The organism is Microbacterium sp. che218 (assembly GCF_040436305.1).
Classification (GTDB): Bacteria; Actinomycetota; Actinomycetes; order Actinomycetales; family Microbacteriaceae; genus Microbacterium; species Microbacterium algihabitans.
The window spans coordinates 252,786-271,967 of record NZ_AP031501.1; the positions used below are offsets into that span (position 1 = coordinate 252,786).

General features: G+C 70.1%; 15 protein-coding genes and 1 pseudogene. 14 read left to right on the forward strand and 2 right to left on the reverse strand.

Annotated elements, in window-relative coordinates:
* The first annotated feature begins 1 nt into the window (after window position 1).
* From ilvD to serA, 7 genes and pseudogenes are all read left to right on the forward strand, one after another.
* Complete coding sequence (ilvD, locus tag ABXS86_RS01125) at window positions 2–1,720, forward strand: dihydroxy-acid dehydratase (RefSeq protein WP_144834816.1); 1,719 nt, start codon at window positions 2–4, stop codon at window positions 1,718–1,720.
* Window positions 1,721–1,766: 46 nt separating this feature from the next.
* Entirely contained in the window at window positions 1,767–3,575 is a 1,809-nt protein-coding gene (locus tag ABXS86_RS01130) for an acetolactate synthase large subunit (protein ID WP_154096454.1), read from the forward strand.
* A gap of 1 nt (window position 3,576) precedes the next feature.
* The gene (gene ilvN, locus ABXS86_RS01135; RefSeq protein ID WP_144834820.1) at window positions 3,577–4,086 is read left to right on the forward strand and encodes an acetolactate synthase small subunit; all 510 of its coding nucleotides are present in this window, start codon (window positions 3,577–3,579) and stop codon (window positions 4,084–4,086) included.
* A gap of 133 nt (window positions 4,087–4,219) precedes the next feature.
* A pseudogene (gene ilvC, locus ABXS86_RS01140) lies at window positions 4,220–5,266 on the forward strand (ketol-acid reductoisomerase); the annotation flags it as partial.
* 142 nt (window positions 5,267–5,408) lie between these two features.
* The gene (locus ABXS86_RS01145) at window positions 5,409–5,996 is read left to right on the forward strand and encodes a hypothetical protein (RefSeq protein ID WP_353665357.1); all 588 of its coding nucleotides are present in this window, start codon (window positions 5,409–5,411) and stop codon (window positions 5,994–5,996) included.
* The gene (locus tag ABXS86_RS01150; protein WP_316001217.1) at window positions 5,993–6,331 is read left to right on the forward strand and encodes a bacitracin resistance protein; all 339 of its coding nucleotides are present in this window, start codon (window positions 5,993–5,995) and stop codon (window positions 6,329–6,331) included. Before ABXS86_RS01145 ends, ABXS86_RS01150 begins: the two co-directional genes overlap by 4 nt.
* A 362-nt stretch (window positions 6,332–6,693) precedes the next feature.
* Window positions 6,694–8,298: a phosphoglycerate dehydrogenase gene (gene serA / locus ABXS86_RS01155; RefSeq protein ID WP_353665358.1), complete on the forward strand. Its 1,605-nt coding sequence runs from the start codon at window positions 6,694–6,696 to the stop codon at window positions 8,296–8,298.
* Between the two features lie 118 nt (window positions 8,299–8,416).
* Here the strand turns inward: serA and ABXS86_RS01160 are convergent, their stop codons facing one another.
* Entirely contained in the window at window positions 8,417–8,959 is a 543-nt protein-coding gene (locus ABXS86_RS01160; RefSeq protein WP_144834830.1) for a TetR/AcrR family transcriptional regulator, read from the reverse strand.
* An 81-nt stretch (window positions 8,960–9,040) separates the two neighbouring features.
* Between ABXS86_RS01160 and ABXS86_RS01165 the strand changes: the two genes are divergently transcribed.
* From ABXS86_RS01165 to ABXS86_RS01185, 5 genes are all read left to right on the forward strand, one after another.
* Window positions 9,041–10,579: an MFS transporter gene (locus tag ABXS86_RS01165; RefSeq protein WP_144834833.1), complete on the forward strand. Its 1,539-nt coding sequence runs from the start codon at window positions 9,041–9,043 to the stop codon at window positions 10,577–10,579.
* Window positions 10,580–10,603: 24 nt separating this feature from the next.
* Window positions 10,604–11,653 (forward strand): 3-isopropylmalate dehydrogenase, encoded by a 1,050-nt coding sequence (locus tag ABXS86_RS01170; protein WP_316001215.1) that lies wholly within the window; start codon window positions 10,604–10,606, stop codon window positions 11,651–11,653.
* A 54-nt stretch (window positions 11,654–11,707) separates the two neighbouring features.
* Entirely contained in the window at window positions 11,708–12,814 is a 1,107-nt protein-coding gene (locus tag ABXS86_RS01175) for a branched-chain amino acid aminotransferase (protein WP_307211630.1), read from the forward strand.
* Window positions 12,815–13,075: 261 nt separating this feature from the next.
* Entirely contained in the window at window positions 13,076–13,843 is a 768-nt protein-coding gene (locus ABXS86_RS01180) for a fumarylacetoacetate hydrolase family protein (RefSeq protein WP_144834839.1), read from the forward strand.
* The gene (locus tag ABXS86_RS01185) at window positions 13,836–15,092 is read left to right on the forward strand and encodes an MFS transporter (protein ID WP_353665359.1); all 1,257 of its coding nucleotides are present in this window, start codon (window positions 13,836–13,838) and stop codon (window positions 15,090–15,092) included. The genes ABXS86_RS01180 and ABXS86_RS01185 overlap by 8 nt, the downstream gene beginning before the upstream one ends.
* Window positions 15,093–15,399: 307 nt before the next feature.
* On the opposite strand, the gene ABXS86_RS01190 is transcribed toward ABXS86_RS01185, so the two are convergent.
* On the reverse strand, window positions 15,400–16,488 hold the full coding sequence (locus ABXS86_RS01190; protein ID WP_353665360.1) for an aminotransferase class V-fold PLP-dependent enzyme: 1,089 nt from the start codon (window positions 16,486–16,488) through the stop codon (window positions 15,400–15,402).
* Window positions 16,489–16,568: 80 nt separating this feature from the next.
* On the opposite strand from ABXS86_RS01190, the gene ABXS86_RS01195 reads away from it, so the two are divergent.
* Window positions 16,569–17,531, forward strand: a complete 963-nt coding sequence (locus ABXS86_RS01195; protein ID WP_353665361.1) for a LysR family transcriptional regulator — start codon at window positions 16,569–16,571, stop codon at window positions 17,529–17,531.
* Between the two features lie 10 nt (window positions 17,532–17,541).
* Complete coding sequence (gltX, locus tag ABXS86_RS01200) at window positions 17,542–19,056, forward strand: glutamate--tRNA ligase (protein ID WP_353665362.1); 1,515 nt, start codon at window positions 17,542–17,544, stop codon at window positions 19,054–19,056.
* Window positions 19,057–19,182: the final 126 nt, after the last annotated feature.

Genomic DNA, 19,182 nt, shown 5'->3' on the forward strand with positions numbered 1-19,182 from the left:
AATGCCCGCACCGCAGAATCCGAACACCGGCGAATTCGACATCAAGCCCCGCAGTCGCGTCGTCACCGATGGCATCGAAGCCACCACGTCGCGCGGAATGCTCCGCGCCGTCGGCATGGGTGACGAGGACTGGGATAAGCCCCAGATCGGCATCGCGTCGAGCTGGAACGAGATCACCCCCTGCAACCTCAGCCTCGACCGTCTCGCTCAGGGCGCGAAAGAGGGCGTGCACGCCGGCGGCGGCTACCCGCTGCAGTTCGGCACCATCTCCGTCTCCGACGGCATCTCGATGGGCCACGAGGGCATGCACTTCTCGCTCGTGTCGCGCGAGGTCATCGCCGACAGCGTCGAGACCGTCATGATGGCCGAGCGCCTCGACGGCTCCGTGCTGCTCGCGGGCTGCGACAAGTCGATCCCCGGAATGCTCATGGCATCCGCGCGCCTCGACCTCTCGAGCGTCTTCCTGTACGCCGGCTCAATCGCCCCGGGCTGGGTCAAGCTCAGCGACGGCACCGAGAAGGACGTCACGATCATCGACTCGTTCGAGGCCGTGGGCGCGTGCCTCGCGGGCAAAATGAGCGAGGCCGACCTCAAGCGCATCGAGTGCGCGATCGCCCCCGGTGAGGGCGCGTGCGGTGGCATGTACACCGCCAACACCATGGCATCCGTGGCCGAGGCCCTCGGCCTCAGCCTCCCCGGCTCCGCCGCCCCGCCCTCGGCCGACCGCCGCCGCGACTACTTCGCGCACCGCTCGGGCGAGGCCGTGGTCAACCTGCTGCGCCAGGGCATCACCACGCGCGACATCCTCACCAAAGAAGCGTTCGAGAACGCCATCGCCCTCGCCATGGCGCTCGGCGGCTCGACCAACGTCGTGCTGCACCTGCTCGCCATCGCGAACGAGGCCGAGGTCGAGCTCAACCTCCACGACTTCAACCGCATCGGCGACAAGACGCCCCACGTGGCCGACATGAAGCCCTTCGGCCAGTACGTCATGAACGATGTCGACCGCCACGGCGGCATCCCGGTGATCATGAAGGCCATGCTCGACGAGGGCCTGCTGCACGGCGACGCGCTCACCGTCACGGGCAAGACCCTCGCCGAGAACCTCGCCGACCTGAACCCCGATCCGGTGGACGGCAAGGTCATCCACTCGTTCAACGACCCGATCCACGCCACCGGCGGCATCACGATCCTGCACGGCTCGATGGCCCCCGAGGGTGCCGTCGTGAAGTCGGCCGGCTTCGACGGAAACGTCTTCGAGGGTCCGGCCCGCGTGTTCGAGCGCGAGCGCGGGGCGATGGACGCCCTCGAGGCGGGCGAGATCGCCGCCGGCGACGTCGTGGTCATCCGCTACGAGGGCCCCAAGGGCGGTCCCGGCATGCGCGAGATGCTCGCGATCACCGCGGCCATCAAGGGCGCGGGCCTCGGAAAAGATGTACTACTGTTGACGGACGGACGATTCTCAGGCGGCACAACCGGCCTGTGCATCGGCCACATAGCTCCCGAAGCGGTGGACGCAGGTCCCATCGCCTTCGTGCGCGATGGTGATCTGATACGGGTCGATATCGCCGCTCGCACTCTCGACTTGATCGTCGATGACGCCGAGCTGAGTTCCCGCCGCGAAGGCTGGGAACCGCTTCCCCCGCGCTATACCCGTGGCGTTCTGGCCAAGTACTCCAAGCTCGTGCACTCCGCCGCCGAGGGCGCTGTCACGGGCTGACGGCCGTCCCCCTTCTCACCTTTCTCCCGGTTCTCGAGGTACTCCCATGTCCATCGATTCCTCCACGGCAGCCATTCCCCGGCCGCCCGCCCGCGCCGCCGCTGCGCCCGTGATGACGGGAGCGCAGGCGGTCGTCCGCTCGCTCGACCTGCTCGGCGTCACCGACGTGTTCGGCCTGCCGGGCGGGGCGATCATGCCCGTCTACGACCCGCTCATGGACGACGAGCACGTGCGTCACATCCTCGTGCGTCACGAGCAGGGCGCCGGTCACGCGGCCGAGGGCTACGCCGCCGCCTCGGGCAAGGTCGGCGTCGCCATCGCGACGTCGGGCCCCGGCGCGACCAACCTCGTCACCGCGATCGCCGACGCCTACATGGACTCGGTGCCGCTGGTCTGCATCACCGGCCAGGTGTTCTCGACCCTCATGGGGACGGACGCCTTCCAGGAGGCCGACATCGTCGGCATCACCATGCCGATCACCAAGCACTCGTTCCTGGTGAAGTCGGCCGACGAGATCCCCGGCGCGATCGCCGCAGCCTTCGAGATCGCCTCGACCGGGCGCCCCGGCCCCGTGCTCGTCGACATCACCAAGGACGCGCAGCAGGCCGAAGCGCCGTTCGTCTGGCCGCCCAAGATCGAGTTGCCCGGTTACCGGCCGGTCACCAAGGCGCACGGCAAGCAGATCCAGGCCGCGGCCCAGCTGCTCGCCACCGCGAAGAAGCCCGTGCTGTACGTGGGTGGCGGCACGATCCGCGCCAACGCTGCGGCCGAGCTGAAGGTGCTGGCCGAGGCGACTGGTGCCCCGGTGGTCACGACGCTCATGGCCCGCGGCGCGTTCCCCGACTCGCACGAGCAGCACCTCGGCATGCCCGGCATGCACGGCACCGTGCCCGCGGTGCTCGCCCTGCAGGAGAGCGACCTGCTGGTCTCGCTCGGCGCCCGCTTCGACGACCGCGTGACCGGCAAGGCGGCGCTGTTCGCCCCGAACGCGCAGGTGGTGCACGTCGACATCGACCCCGCCGAGATCTCGAAGATCCGCACGGCCGACGTGCCGATCGTGGGCGACCTCAAGGACGTGCTCGTCGACCTCGACGCCGCTTTCCGGGCCGCCGACGCCGAGAACCCGCACGACTACACCGAGTGGTGGACCTACCTGAACGGACTCCGCGAGGAGTTCCCGCTCGGATACACGCCGACCACCGACGGGCTGCTCTCGCCGCAGTACGTGATCCAGCGCATCGGCGAGATGACCGGTCCCGAGGGCGTCTACGCCTCGGGCGTGGGCCAGCACCAGATGTGGGCGGCGCAGTTCATCAAGTACGAGCGCCCGAACGCGTGGCTCAACTCGGGCGGCGCCGGCACCATGGGCTACGCGGTTCCGGCGGCCATGGGCGCCAAGGTGGCCCAGCCCGAGCGCGCCGTCTGGGCGATCGACGGTGACGGCTGCTTCCAGATGACCAACCAGGAGCTCGCGACCTGCGTCATCAACGACATCCCGATCAAGGTCGCGATCATCAACAACTCCTCGCTGGGCATGGTGCGCCAGTGGCAGACGCTGTTCTTCGACGGCCGCCACTCCAACACCGACCTGAACACGGGACACGGCACGCGTCGCATCCCCGACTTCGTGAAGCTCGCCGAGGCCTACGGATGCCTGGCGATCCGCGTCGAGAAGGAAGACGAGATCGACGCGGCGATCCAGCTCGCCCTCGACACGAACGACCGCCCGGTCGTGATCGACTTCGTCGTGAGCGCCGACGCGATGGTGTGGCCGATGGTGCCGCAGGGCGTCAGCAACAGCTACGTCCAGTACGCGCGCGACCACTCGCCCGCCTTCAACGAGCAGGAGGACTGAGATGTCTCGTCACGTTCTGAGCCTCCTCGTCGAGGACAAGCCGGGTCTGCTGACCCGCGTCGCGGGCCTGTTCGCCCGTCGCGGCTTCAACATCGAGTCGCTCGCCGTGGGCGTCACCGAGGTGCCGGGTCTGTCGCGCATCACGGTCGTCGTCGACGTCGAGGGTCTGCCGCTTGAGCAGGTGACCAAGCAGCTGAACAAGCTCATCAACGTCATCAAGATCGTCGAGCTCGACGCCGCCAGCTCCGTGCAGCGCGAGCACGTGCTCGTGAAGGTGCGCGCCGACAACGCGAGCCGCTCCAACGTGCTCGAGGTCGTCAACCTGTTCCGCGCGTCGGTCGTCGACTACGCCCCCGACGCCATCGTGATCGAGATCACCGGCGACTCGGGCAAGGTCGCCGCCTTCCTCAAGGCGATCGAGCCGTTCGGCGTAAAAGAGCTCGCGCAGTCGGGCCTGCTCGCCGTCGGCCGCGGCGGCAAGAGCATCACCGAGCGGGTCCTGCGCGGCTGAACCCGTCGGTCCCTGAGCCTGTCGAAGGGCCCGACACCCCGAACCCGTCGGTCCCTGAGCCTGTCGAAGGGCCCGACACCCCGAACTTCACACGTCCACAAACCCCCGGTCCCTTCGACAAGCTCGGGGACTTCACACAAGGAGAAACATCCTCATGGCAGAGATCTTCTACGACGACGACGCCGACCTCTCGATCATCCAGGGCAAGAAGGTCGCGATCGTCGGCTACGGCTCGCAGGGTCACGCCCACGCGCAGAACCTGCGCGATTCGGGCGTCCAGGTCGTCATCGCGCTCAAGGACGGCTCCAAGTCGGCCGCCAAGGCGCAGGAAGACGGCTTCGAGGTCAAGAACGTCGCGGATGCCGCGGAGTGGGCCGACCTCATCATGATCCTGGCGCCCGACCAGCACCAGCGCTCGATCTTCGCCGACTCGATCAAGGACAAGCTCACCGAAGGCAAGACGCTCGCCTTCGCGCACGGCTTCAACATCCGCTTCGGCTACATCGACGCCCCCGAGGGTGTTGACGTGATCCTCGTCGCCCCCAAGGCCCCCGGTCACACCGTGCGTCGCGAGTACGTCGCGGGCCGCGGCATCCCCGACATCATCGCCGTCGAGAGCGACGCCTCGGGCTCGGCCTGGGACACCGCCCTCTCGTACGCGAAGGCCATCGGCGGCACCCGCGCCGGCGTCATCAAGACGACCTTCACCGAAGAGACCGAGACCGACCTGTTCGGCGAGCAGGCCGTGCTCTGCGGTGGCATGAGCCACCTCGTGCAGGCCGGCTTCGAGACCCTCGTCGAGGCGGGCTACCAGCCGCAGATCGCCTACTTCGAGGTGCTGCACGAGCTCAAGCTCATCGTCGACCTCATGTGGGAGGGCGGCATCGCCAAGCAGCGCTGGTCGATCTCCGACACGGCCGAGTACGGCGACTACGTCTCGGGCCCCCGCGTCATCTCGTCCGACGTCAAGGCCAGCATGAAGGCCGTCCTCAGCGACATCCAGTCGGGTGCCTTCGCCGAGCGCTTCATCGCCGACCAGGACAAGGGCGCCCCCGAGTTCCTCGAGCTCCGCGAGAAGGAGCAGGGTCACCCCATCGAGGCGACCGGCAAGGAGCTGCGCGGCCTCTTCGCGTGGAAGCAGCAGGACACCGACTACGTCGAGGGCTCCGCAGCGCGCTGAGTCTCGTCGTCTCGAATGCCCCGGGTGCCCCTGGCCCGGGGCATTCGGCGTTTCCGCGGCGTCTCGAGGTTCCGGATGCCGTGCCCTCCGGCGACCGGCGGGGCGCGACGAAGCGGCGGGGGAGCCGCGCTAGCGTGGTCGCGTGAGCACTCCGCGCGATGACGACGCCCTCTCGTGGGGCGGTGACGACGACCCGACGCTCGACGTCGGCGAGAAGCACGCTCCCGGCCGGGGGAGCGCAGCCAGGCCCGCAGCGTCCGGAGCCTCAGCGCCCGAGGCGCTGCAGCCCAAGCCGCTCGAGCCCGAGCCGCTGCAGCCCGAGCCCGAGCCCGAGCCGCTGCAACCGGCTGCCGCGCAGACCACGCCGGCCGCTCGGCATCCGGAAACCCTCGTCGAACCCGCACCCGACGCCGAAGAGGCGCACGCGGGGCCCTCGGCTCCCCTCGGCAACGTCGGTCTCGTGGGCATCGGCATGATCGCGATGGCCTTCATCCTGTTCGCCGTGGGCTGGTTGCTCGCCGGGTTCCGCCTCGTCGATCTCGGACTCCCTGTCCCCCAGGTCACGATCGTTGCGCTGACCATCGGCGCCGGTCTCGCCCCTCTCGTGTGGTTCGTCACGGTCCTCGTGCTCACGCGCAACTGGCGCACCTGGCAGCGGTTCCTGCTGCTGCTGCTCGGGATCGTCCTGCTCATCCCGTGGCCGTTCCTGTCGTTGGGAGCCTTCCTGTGAGCACCGCCGCCCGCACCCGTGTCCTCCCGACGTGGCTGCTCGTCACGATCGCCGGCTTCTTCGGCCTGTTCTACGCCTACGTGGTGTGGAGTTCGGTCGCGCTGCTGATCCAGCAGGTGAACGGTCCGCTCGGACTCAACGGTCTCGGGTGGTTCGTCTACATCCTTCCGATCGTCTTCCCCCTCGCCGCCTTCGGCGTCTCGTTCGCGATCGGGCAACGTCGCAAGGCCGGAGAGCTTGCGATCGTGCTGCTCGCGGGCCTGACGCTGTCGGCCGCGTTCTGGCTCGCGATCGTCGGGTACGGCACGACCTCGTACGGCCTCTACGGCGGCTGAACGCCGGGGTCCCGGCATCCGGGATCACGGTCTTCTCGCGCGGGTCGGTCTGGCACCCCTGAGACCGCGAGACTGCATTTCGCTGACATCCGTGCGTCAGGCTGACGCGGGTTCGTCAGCGAGATGCAGTCTCGCGGTGTTCACACGCCCGGTGGGTGTCGGCGCGAGGTCTGCCCGGTTCGGTGCTGATCGGGCGAGTCGCGGTGTGCGCCCGAGCGCCGTCGTGCGGCGTCACACGGTCAGGGCGCCGCACGGCTCCGCGCTAGGCTGACAGACGGCCCGCACGGGTCGCGCGCCCGGTTCGCGCCGGCGGTGTGCGACGGTGCGCGTCAGTCCCCAGCACCGTTTCGAAGGACGTATCCGTGACGAAGCCCGTCGTGCTCATCGCCGAAGAACTCTCTCCCGCCACGATCGACGCGCTCGGCCCCGACTTCGACGTGCGCAACGTCGACGGGACCGATCGCCCCGCGCTGCTGTCGGCCCTCGCCGACGCCCACGCGGTGCTCGTGCGCTCGGCCACCCAGATCGACGCCGAGGCCCTCGCCGCGGCACCGTCGCTCAAGGTCGTCGCCCGCGCCGGTGTCGGCCTCGACAACGTCGACATCAAGTCGGCCACCTCGGCCGGCGTGATGGTCGTCAACGCTCCGACCTCGAACATCATCTCGGCGGCCGAGCTCACCGTCGGTCACGTGCTGAGCCTCGCGCGCCGCATTCCCGCCGCGCACGCCTCGCTCGCGCAGGGCCTGTGGAAGCGCAGCTCGTTCACCGGAACCGAGCTGTACGAGAAGACGATCGGCATCATCGGCCTCGGCCGCATCGGCGCCCTCATCGCCGCGCGCCTGCAGGGCTTCGACATGCGCGTGATCGCGTACGACCCCTACGTCACAGCCGCCCGCGCACAGCAGCTCGGCGTGCAGCTGGTGTCGCTCGACGAGCTTCTCGAGCAGAGCGACTTCGTCACGATCCACATGCCGAAGACGCCCGAGACGACCGGCATGATCGGCGCCGAGCAGCTGCGCCGCATGAAGAAGACCGCCTACGTCATCAACGTCGCCCGCGGCGGCCTCATCGACGAAGAGGCGCTGTTCGACGCCCTCACCACCGGCGAGATCGCCGGAGCCGGCCTCGACGTGTTCTCGACCGAGCCCCCCGCCGAGGGCGGCCCGGCCCGCAAGCTCCTCGACCTGCCGAACGTCGTCGTCACCCCGCACCTCGGCGCCAGCACCGAAGAGGCGCAGGAGAAGGCGGGTGTCTCGGTCGCGCGCAGCGTCAAGCTCGCCCTCGAGGGCGATCTCGTTCCGGATGCCGTGAACGTCGCCGGCGGTGCGATCGACCCGTTCGTGCGCCCCGGTATCGCGCTGGTCGAGATGCTCGGTCAGTTCTTCAGCGGCCTCGCCGACAGCGCCCTGACCAGCCTCGAGATCGAGGTGCGCGGAGAGCTCGCGCAGTACGACGTCAGCGTCTACCGCCTCGCCGCGCTCAAGGGATACTTCAGCCGCATCGTCAGCGAGAGCGTCTCGTACGTCAACGCCCCGCTCTTCGCCGAGCAGCGCGGCGTCGAGGCCCGCCTGGTCGTCGAGGCCGAGAGCCCGCTGTACCGCAACATCACGATCCTGCGCGGCACGCTGGCCGACGGCTCGACCCTCGAGGTCGCGGGCACGCTCGCCGGTACGCGCATGGTGCCCAAGGTCGTCTCGATCAACGGCTACGAGATCGAGGTGCCCATCGAGCAGCACCACGTCGTCATGCGGTACGCCGACCGTCCCGGCATCGTGGCGATTTACGGCCAGAAGCTGGGTGAAGCCGGCATCAACATCGCGGGTCTGCAGGTGGCGGCTCCGGATGCCACCGGCCGTGCCCTCTCGGTGCTCACGGTCGACTCGCCCGTGCCCGACGAGATCCTCGTCGCGATGCGCGAGGCCGTCGGCGCCGATCTGTTCCGCCAGATCGACATCGTCGAGGGCTGATGCCCTGAGCTGTACCGGGGGAGGGGGTCGCGAGAGCGGCCCCCTTCATCGTTCGCCGGGCGGGTTCTGGCGCTGCGCGGCCGGAATCGGCGGGATCGCGGCTGCGGCCGTGGCGGTCTCAGGTGGTGGCGGCGACCACGGCGTCGATGAGCTTGTCGAGGTCGGCGCCCTCGATCGTCGGGCCGGGCACGGCGTTGAGGTCGAGCACCGCGTTGAAGTACAGCCCGTCGCTGACCAGCAGCACCATCTGCAGCGCCGTCTCATCGCGGGTGTGCGCGCGGAGGCTCTCCTCCCACAGCTCACGCACGCGGCGCAGGCACGCGGATGCCGCGTCGCTGCCGTTCTGCGCGAGGCGCGACACCGCGAGGATCGTGACGTCGAGCGGCGAGCCGGTGTTCTGCGATGACCTCAGGTGCGCGGCGACCACGCCCTCGTCGGAGTTCTCGATCTCGGCGACGTCGTCGCGGGCGAGCTGCTCGAGGCGGGCGACGAGGGCCTCTTCGAGGGCGCTCTTCGAACCGAAGTGGTAGAGCAGTCCGCCCTTGGACACTCCCGCGGCGCGGGCCGTGGCGTCCATCGTCGCCGCCCGTTCGCCCTCGTCGACGAGGATGCGGGTGAACGCGTCGAGGACGGCGTCGCGGGCGAGAGGGGGACGACTCATGGTTCCTCGATCGTACTGGCGGGCGTCTGTTCTCCTCTGATACTATACCGGCTAGACGGTTTAGAAACGGAACTCGAAAACATGCTCACCTCGTCGTTGCCCACCCATGAGATCACCGTGACCCGCGCCGGCTGGCGCGGATGGTTCGCGCTGGCCGTGCTCATGCTGCCCGTGCTGCTCGTCTCCGTCGACAACACGGTGCTCAGCTTCGCGCTGCCCGAGATCTCGTTGGCGCTGCAGCCCTCGAGCATCGAGCAACTGTGGATCATCGACGTCTACCCCCTCGTGCTCGCCGGTCTCCTCGTCACGATGGGTGTTCTGGGCGACCGCTTCGGGCGCCGTCGCATGCTTCTCATCGGCGCCACCGGGTTCGCCGTGGTGTCGGCGCTGTCCGCCTTCGCGCCGACGGCGGCTCTGCTCATCACGGGTCGCGCCCTCATGGGTGTCTTCGGCGCGATGCTCATGCCGTCGACGCTGTCGCTCCTTCGCAGCATCTTCCGCGACCGTGATCAGCGCCGGTTCGCGATCGCCGTGTGGGCCTCGGGCTTCTCCGCCGGTGCGGCCCTCGGCCCGATCGTCGGCGGATTCCTGCTCGAGCACTTCTCGTGGGGCTCGGTCTTCCTCATGGCGGTGCCGGTGCTCGTGCCGCTGTTGATCCTCGCGCCGTTCTTCGTCCCCGAGAGCCGCGACCCCGCGCCGGGCCGCTTCGACCCGACCAGTGTGGTGCTCTCGCTCGCGACGATGGTCCCGATCGTCTACGGCATCAAGAAGCTCGCGGTCGATGGTCCGATGTCGCTGGCTCCGGTGCTGTTCGTCGTCGGCATCGTGTTCGGCTGGCTGTTCGTCCGCCGTCAGCGCGCCCTCACCTCGCCGATGCTCGACATGTCGCTGTTCCGGCGCGGCACCTTCTCGGGTGCGATCCTGGTCAACCTGTTGAGCGTGGTCGGGCTCGTGGGGTTCCTGTACTTCGTCGCCCAGCACCTGCAGTTGGTGGTCGGCCTGTCGCCGATGGTCGCCGGTCTCGCGCTGCTGCCGGGGCTCGTGCTCATGATCATCGCCGGTCTCGCCGTCGTCCCCGTCGCCAAGCGCTTCGCTCCGCGGGTCGTCGTGCCCACGGCGCTGGCGTTCTCGGTCGTCGCCTACGTGATGGTGGCGTTCTCGACCGCCGACCTCGTCCTGCTGATCGTGGCGTTCGGGCTGCTCGGCATCGGCATCGGCGCGGCCGAGACGGTGTCGAACGAGTTGATCCTCTCGAGCGCGCCGTCGGCGAAGGCCGGGGCCGCGAGCGCCGTGTCCGAGACCGCCTACGAGGTGGGCGCGGTGCTCGGAACGGCGGTGCTCGGCGGCATCCTGGCCGCGTTCTACCGGGCGCAGCTGGTGCTGCCCGCGGGCCTGCCGGATGCCGCGGCCCAGGCCGCGCGCGAGACCCTCGCCGGCGCCGTGGCGGTGTCGAACACGCTCGACGATCCGACGCTGGCCGAGGCGCTCCGCACCGCCGCCGCGCACGCCTTCGACTCCGGTGTTGTCGTCACCGCCCTCATCGGTGCCGGACTCATCGTCGTGGCCGGCGTGATCGCTGCCACTACCCTGGGAGGATCCCGCAGCACGTCGAAGCAGTGACGTGCCCGAGCTCTGAGGAGAGCGATGTCGCGTGTCGTGAAACTGGCCGTCATCCCCGGTGACGGAATCGGTCCCGAGGTCGTCGCAGAGGCCGTCAAGGTGCTCGATGCGGTCACCGCCGCCTCCGACGTCACGTTCGAGAAGACGCCCTTCTCGCTCGGTGCCGGTCGCTACCTCGAAACCGGCGACACCCTCACCGACGACGACCTCTCGGCGATCGCCGGCCACGACGCGATCCTGCTCGGCGCCGTCGGCGGAGTGCCCGGTGACCCGCGTCTGAAAGACGCGAACATCGAACGCGGCCTGCTGCTCAAGCTCCGCTTCGAGCTCGACCACTACGTCAACCTGCGTCCCTCGAAGCTGTACCCCGGCGCCGCGGGTCCGCTGGCAGAGCCCGGCGACATCGACTTCGTCGTGGTGCGCGAAGGCACCGAAGGCCCGTACGTCGGCAACGGCGGTTCGATCCGCCGCGGCACTGCGCACGAGGTCGCCAACGAGACCTCGGTCAACACCGCCTACGGCGTCGAGCGCGTCGTGCGCTACGCCTTCGCCCTCGCGGAGCGCCGTCGTCACAAGCTGACGCTCGTGCACAAGACGAACGTGCTCGTCCACGCGGGCGGCATGTGGAAGCGCATCGTCGATGCCGTGGCGCAGGAGTTCCCCGGGGTCGACGTAGACTACCTGCACGTCGACGCGGCAACCATCTTCCTGGTCACGAACCCGAGCCGCTTCGACGTGATCGTCACCGACAACCTCTTCGGCGACATCCTCACCGACCTGGCCGGCGCCGTCACCGGAGGCATCGGCCTCGCCGCATCGGGCAACATCAACCCCGACGGCGCTTTCCCCTCGATGTTCGAGCCCGTGCACGGATCGGCGCCCGATATCGCGGGAACCCAGAAGGCCGACCCCACGGCCGCGATCCTCTCCGTCGCCCTCCTGCTCGACCACCTCGGGCTGACCGACGAATCCGCCCGCGTCACCCGCGCGGTCGAAGACGACATCGCGAGCCGCGACGGGGTCCGCACCACCGCTCAGATCGGCGACGCCATCGCCGAACGCGTCCAGGCGTAACCTGGACCGATCGGCGAGCATCGCCTCCGGCACTCGAGAAGCTTTGGAAAACGAATGACCACCATCGACACCGATCCCGACACCGGACTCGACCCGCTCGAGTTCTCCGTCACGCGCAACCTCGCGGCCAAGAGCACGACCGACCGCGACGCGATCCTCGCCAACCCCGGCTTCGGGCAGAGCTTCACCGACCACATGGTCGACATCTGCTGGTCGGTGCGCGGCGGCTGGCACCGCCCGCGCGTCTCGCCCTACGGCCCCATCTCGCTCGACCCGGCGGCAGCGGTACTGCACTACGGCCAGGAGATCTTCGAGGGCATCAAGGCCTACCGTCACGCCGACGGCTCGGTCCACACCTTTCGCCCCGACCAGAACGGGCGCCGCCTGCAGCGCTCGGCCCGTCGCCTGGCGCTTCCCGAGCTGCCCGTGCCGTACTTCCTGCAGTCGCTGCGCGAGCTCATCGCCGTCGACGGTGCGTGGGTGCCGTCGGGCGACGACCAGAGCCTGTACCTGCGCCCGTTCATGTTCGCGAAAGAGGCGTTCCTCGGCGTCCGCCCCGCGCACAAGGTCGCCTACTACCTGATCGCCAGCCCCGCCGGTGCCTACTTCAAGGGCGGCGTGCAGCCGGTGTCGATCTGGCTCAGCGAGGACTACTCCCGCGCCGGCAAGGGCGGCACCGGAGCGGCCAAGACCGGTGGCAACTACGCCGCGAGCCTGCTGCCGCAGTCCGAGGCGTACGAGAACGAGTGCGACCAGGTCGTCTTCCTCGACCAGGACCGCAACGTCGAAGAGCTCGGCGGCATGAACGTCGTGTTCGTCTACAAAGACGGCACGATCGTCACCCCGCAGTCCGACTCGATCCTCGAGGGCATCACGCGCGACTCGCTCCTGCAGCTCGCCCGCGACCGCGGCCACCACATCGAAGGACGCAACGTCTCGCTCGACGAGTGGCGTCAGGGCGTGGCATCCGGAGACATCGTCGAGGTGTTCGCGTGCGGCACCGCCGCGGTCGTGACCCCGATCGGCGTGCTCAAGGGCCGCGACTTCATCGACGAGCAGCCCTCGGGCACCCTCGCCCTCGAACTGCGCGAAGAGCTGACGAACATCCAGTACGGCCGCGCCGAAGACAAGCACGGCTGGCTGTACCGCCTCGACGCCTGACCCGCGTCGTCTCACGGAGGGGTTCCCGGATGCCGGGGGCCCCTCCGTCGTTCGTGCGGGGAGTGTCGCGGCCCGCGCGTCGCGTGCGCGGCGGATCGCGCCGTGTCCTGCGCGGGGGCGCGGCCCCGAACCTCACGCATAAACGCGATCCGCGCGCGTAAACGCGTGCTGCTCGCGTTTCTGCGCGCCGATCGCGTTTATGCGCGGGAGAGGGCGGAACTGGACCCCGCCGGTGTCGGAGGCCGCGGATAGGCTGGCTCCGTGAAGATCGCTCGTTTCAGCCACCAGGACGCCCTCCGCTACGGCATCGTCGACGACGACCACCTCGTCGTGCTCGAAGGCGACCCCATGTTCGCCGGCTTCGGCACCACGGGGGAGCGCATCCCCCTGTCCGAGGTCGCCCTGCTCGCGCCGGTCATCCCGCGCTCGAAGGTCGTCTGCATCGGCAAGAACTACCACGACCACGCCGCCGAGATGGGCGGGGAGGCTCCCGCCGAGCCGCTGATGTTCCTCAAGCCCAACACCTCGGTCATCGGCCCGAACGACCAGATCGTGCGCCCGACGAAGCTCAGCTCGCGCACCGACTACGAGGGCGAGCTGGCCGTCGTCATCGGCCGCATTGCCAAAAACGTCCCCGCCGAGCGCGCGGGTGAGTACATCTTCGGCTACACCGTCGCGAACGACGTCACCGCTCGCGACCTGCAGGCCACCGACGGTCAGTGGTCGCGCGCGAAGGGCTTCGACACGTTCTGCCCCGTCGGCCCGGTGATCGAGACCGACCTCGACCTGAAGACCGCGTCCATCACGACGCGCGTCAACGGCGAGGTGCGGCAGCAGGGTCCCGTGTCCGACATGATCCACGACATCCCCGCGCTCATCGCCTACGCCAGCGCCGTGTTCACGCTGCTCCCGGGCGACCTGATTCTCACCGGCACGCCGGCGGGCATTGGCTCGTTCGACGCCGGCGACGTCGTCGAGGTCGAGATCGACGGCATCGGGGTGCTGCGCAACACCGCGCGCGATGCCTGAGACCGCCGCACCCGCGGGCATCGACCTCGCCGCCGCCCAGCGCCGCACGGTGCGGGTGCTTGCGGCGGGGCAGGTGCTCACGGGTGTCGCGTTCGGGGCGACGCTGTCGCTCGGAGCCCTGCTCGCAGCCGATCTGTCGGGGCAGGAGGCGCTCTCGGGCTTCGCCACGGCATCCGTCACCCTCGGCGCGGCGCTGACCGCGATCCCGCTGGCGCGGCTGGCGGGCCGTCGCGGACGCCGCGTGGCGCTGACGACGGGCAACGTCGCGGCTCTCATCGGCATCACCGTGGTGATCGCCGCGGCAGCGCTGCGCCTCTTCCCGCTGCTCCTCGTCGGCATCGCCCTCATCGGCGCGGGCAACGCCGCGACCCTGCAGTCGCGGTTCGCCGCGACCGACCTGTCCACCACCACGCGCCGCGGGCGCGACCTGGCGACGGTGGTGTGGGCGACGACCGTGGGTGGGGTGGTCGGGCCCCTGCTGCTGGCTCCCGGCGAGCTCATCGGCGCGAGCATCGGCATGCCGCCGCTCACCGGGGCGTACTTCTTCTCGTTCGCCGCGCAGGTCTGCGCGTTCGCGCTGTACGTGCTCGTGCTGCGCCCCGACCCGCTGCTGCTCGCCCAGCGCCTCGACCGCGAGCGGACGGCATCCGCCCTCGCGCCCGCCCCCGAGGTCGACCGCCCGCGCACCGCGCGCTTCGCGATGCTCGCCGTCGCTGCCTCGCACGTGACGATGGCCTCGGTCATGGCGATGACTCCGGTGCACCTGTCGCACATCGTCGCTCCGGATGCCGTGACCCTCGCTGTCGGCGTCACGATCGCTCTGCACGTGTTCGGCATGTACGGCCTGTCTCCGGTCTTCGGCGTGCTCGCCGACCGGTGGGGACGCGTCGCCGTGATCGTGCTGGGACAGGTGCTGCTGGCCGCCTCCCTCGCCGTCGCATCGGCTTTCTCCGAGAGTCAGGTGGGCGTGCTCGTCGCCCTCGTGTTGCTCGGGCTGGGGTGGAGCGCGGCAACCGTGGCAGGCTCCGCGCTGCTGACCGAGGCGACGCCGCTCGCCCTGCGCCCTCGGCGTCAGGGCCGCAGCGACACCCTCATGACGGCCTGCGCGGCGGTCGGCTCGGTGCTCGCGGGAGTCATCCTCGGCCTCGTCGGGTACGGCGGGCTCGCGCTGTGGGCGTTCGTGCCCGTCGCGCTCGTGTGCGTCGGTGCTGTGGTCGTCGGAGCCCGGCGCTCCTCACCCTCCGTGTGATCAGCGTCGATGCGCGCCCTATCGAAGGAGGCGTCCGGGCGGTTCTCGCGTCACCGGTCGACCGGCGGGCCGACCGGCGTGGCGCGACTCACGCGCGGAGAGCCCGACGCGCGAGTGACCGGCCAACGGGATGTGCGGCGATGCGCGCGAGCAGGACGTCGGGCGCGCGGCGATGCGCGCGTGACCGGCCACCGGGACGCGCGACGATGCGCGCGTGACCGGCCAACGGGATGTGCGGCCATGCGCGCGTGACCGGCCAACGGGATGCGCGGCGATGCGCGCGCGACCGGTTCGCGAAACGCGCCTCTCAGATCGCGTAGACCAGGCCGTCGAAGGCCGACAGGTCGGAGGCCCCGCGCACGCCGAGGGCGTGCAGGGCACGGTCGACGTCGAGCTCGTCGTTGAAGACGTGGAACGCCACGCGGGCGCGGCCCGCGCGACCCGACGCCGTGATGCCGTGCGCCGTCAGCTGCGCGAGCGCCTCGCCGGTGGCATCCGGCCACGTCACGATCGCCGACGGGCGCTCGGGCTGCGCGAGCCCCAGGCCGTCGCGGAAGCGCGCCGCCAGACCCGTCGTGTGCACGTACGCGGCGGTGATGTCGGCATCGGCGAACAGGGCCAGCGCGGGCGCCGCGCCCACGAACGCCTGCCACGCGGGCGAGACGTCGAAGCGGCGGGCGTCGGGAGCCAGCACGTCACCCGTTCCGTAGCAGGACGACCACGGGTCGTCGCCGGAGTACCAGCCGGCCTGCACCGGGCGGATCTCGCCCGCGAACGCGGGGGAGAGGGTGAGGAACGCCACTCCGCGCGGGCAGCACAGCCACTTGTAGGCGTGGCAGACGGTCGCGTCGAACATCGTCGCGTCGACGGGGAGCCAGCCTGCGGCCTGCGTGAGGTCGCACAGGGTGCGCGCACCGGCACGGGCGGCAGCGGCGGCGATGCCCGCGGCATCCGCGACCTCGCCCGTCGCGGACTGCACGAGCGAGAACGCCACGAGCCACGTGTCGGGCGAGACGGCGTCGGCCAGTCGGTCGAGGGGAGCCGTGCGCAGACGCACGCCCCGGCCCGCGTGGGCGAAGGGCGCGACGAGCGAGGCGAAGTCGCCCTCGGCGCACAGCACCTCGGCGCCGTCGGGCACCGAGGCGGCGAGGAGCGAGACCAGCACCGAAGTCTGCGAGCCGATCGCGACGTCCCGCATGGGCGTGCACACCAGGCGGGCGTACGCGGCCCGAGCGTCTTCGACGGCTAACGAGGCGCCGACGACGTCGGGGCGACCGGATGCCGCGGACTCGAGGTCGGCGCGGACGGCGGACACCGTGGCGCGCGTCGGCAGACCGAGGGTGCAGGCCGCGAGGTAGTCGCGGCCGCCGGCGAAGTGCGAGGCGAGGCTGCTCATGGATCCAGGATCCCGTCGTACCTGACATTGCACTAGAGCAGGTGTTGCATGGGACCTATGCATTCTGCTTATGTATCTGCATGGCCGACACCGACGACCCACTCGACGCCCACGGACTGAGGGTCGTCAAGGCGATCGCCGACACCGGCTCGATCACGGCCGCCGCGCGCGCCCTCGGCTACAGCCAGCCCGCCGTCAGCCAGCAGCTGCGCCGCCTCGAGCGCCGCGCCGGTCTGCCCATCGTCGAGCGCGTGGGCCGGGGCGTGCGGCTCACCGAGGCGGGGCAGGTGCTCGCCCGACACGCGGCGACGGTCACCACCGCCCTCGACGCCGCCGCCGGCGACCTCGCCGAACTACGGGGACTGCGCGCGGGACGCGTGCGCATCGCCGCGTTCCCTTCCGCGTCGTCGATCGTCGTGCCCCGCGTGATCGCGGCGGTCACCGCGCGTCGCCCGGGTGTCTCGATCAGCTTCGTCGAGGCGGAGCCGCCCGAGGCGATCGCCGCCGTGCGCGAAGACCGCGCCGACATCGCCCTCACCTACAGCTACCCCGGGGATCGACGCGAACACCTCGAGTCCGCGGCATCCGGTCTCTCGTCCCGGGTCATCGGCGACGACGACACGGTCGTGGTCGTCCCCACGGGTCACCCCGCGGCCGCTCACGACCCGATCGATCTGTCGCAGCTCGCGGGGGAGCGGTGGATCGCCGGGTGTCCCCAGTGCCGCGGGCACCTGCTCGAGGCGTGCGGTCGTGCCGGATTCACGCCCGACATCGCGTTCGAGACCGACAACTTCATCGCCGTGGAAAACCTCGTCGCACAGGGGGTGGGCATGGCGATCCTTCCGCGCATGGCCGTCGTCTCGCTGCCGATGCTCTCGGGCATCGCGGCGCCGCGCCTGCCGAGTGCGGAGGCCCGAACGCTCCACGTCGTCACTGCTCGCGGCGCCGAGCACGTGCCCGCGGTGGGGGCGGCTCTCGAGGTCGTCGGCGAGGTGCTGGCCCGCCATCTCGACTCCACGGGCATGGGTACCGCCCGCCGGTAGGATCGAGGGGATGTCTGCCACGCCCGATCCCCGCACCACGACCGCCACCGGCGCCGACGTTCGCGTCCGCTTCTGCCCCTCACCCACGGGGTTGCCGCACGTCGGTCTCATCCGTACCGTCCTGTTCAACTGGGCCTACGCCCGGCACAACGGCGGCAAGCTCGTCTTCCGCATCGAAGACACCGACGCCGCGCGCGACAGCGAGGAGAGCTACCAGCAGCTCCTCGAGGCGCTGCGGTGGATGAACATCGACTGGGACGAGGGTGTCGAGGTCGGAGGCCCGCACGCTCCGTACCGCCAGTCGCAGCGCCACGAGATCTACCGCGAGGTTCTCGACAAGCTCATCGCCGCGGGTGCCGTGTACGAGAGCTACTCGACCGCCGAAGAGATCGACGCGCGCAACGAGGCGAACGGCCGGGCGAAGCAGCTCGGCTACGACAACTTCGACCGCGACCTCACCGACGAGCAGAAGGCCGCCTTCCGCGCCGAGGGCCGCGAGCCCGCGTGGCGCGTGCGCGTGCCCGACGAAGACCTCACCTTCGTCGACCTCATCCGCGGCGAGGTCACCTTCCCGGCCGGGTCGTTCCCCGACTTCGTGATCGTGCGTGCCGGCGGCATCCCGCTGTACACGTTCGTGAACCCCGTCGACGACGCGCTCATGGGCATCACCCACGTCATCCGCGGCGAAGACCTCATGCCCTCCACCGCTCGTCAGCTCGCGCTGTACCGGGCGCTGCTCGACGCCGGCGTCACCGACTTCCTGCCGCGCTTCGGCCACATGCCGCTCGTGCTGGGCGAGACCGGCAACAAGAAGCTCTCCAAGCGCGACCCGCAGGCCGACCTCTTCCTGCAGCGCGAGAAGGGCTTCATCCACGAGGGTCTGCTCAACTACCTCTCGCTGCTCGGCTGGTCGCTCGCGAGCGACCGCGACGTGTTCTCGCTCGACGAGATGATCGCCGCCTTCGACATCGCCGACGTGAACCCCAACCCGGCGCGCTTCGACCAGAAGAAGGCCGAGGCCATCAACGGCGACCACATCCGCATGCTGGATGCCGATGACTTCGCCGCCCGCATCGTGCCCTACCTCGCGGGGGCGGGCTTCATCGCGGAGCAGCCCAGCGAGGAGCACCGCGCGATCATCGCTCAGGCGGCGCCGCTCGTGCAGGAGCGCGTGCAGCTGCTGGGCGAGGTCCCCGGCATGCTCGGCTTCCTCTTCGTGTCGGAGGTCGACTACGCCGACGACGCGATGAAGGGGCTCCCCGCCAACGCGGGTGAGGTGCTCGTGGCATCCGTCGGCGCTCTCGAGCTCGTGCCCGACGGCGAGTTCACCGCTGCAGCCGTGCAGGAGGCCCTGTCGAAAGCCCTCGTGGAGGAGCTCGGCCTGAAGCCCCGCGTCGCGTACGGTCCGCCGCGCGTCGCCCTGACCGGTCGCCGCATCTCGCCGCCGCTGTTCGAGTCGATGGAACTGCTCGGCAAGACCGAGACGCTCCGCCGCCTCGGCGCCCTCGTGGCGCACCTGGGCTGAGATGCTCCGACGATCCCCGCGACTCTCCGGTCGCGGGGATCGCGCGTTTCCGGCGTGCGGGGGAGTTGAACGCGGAGAAGGCGACGCGAATCGGAGATTCTCGCGCGGGATCTCCGAGATTCGTGC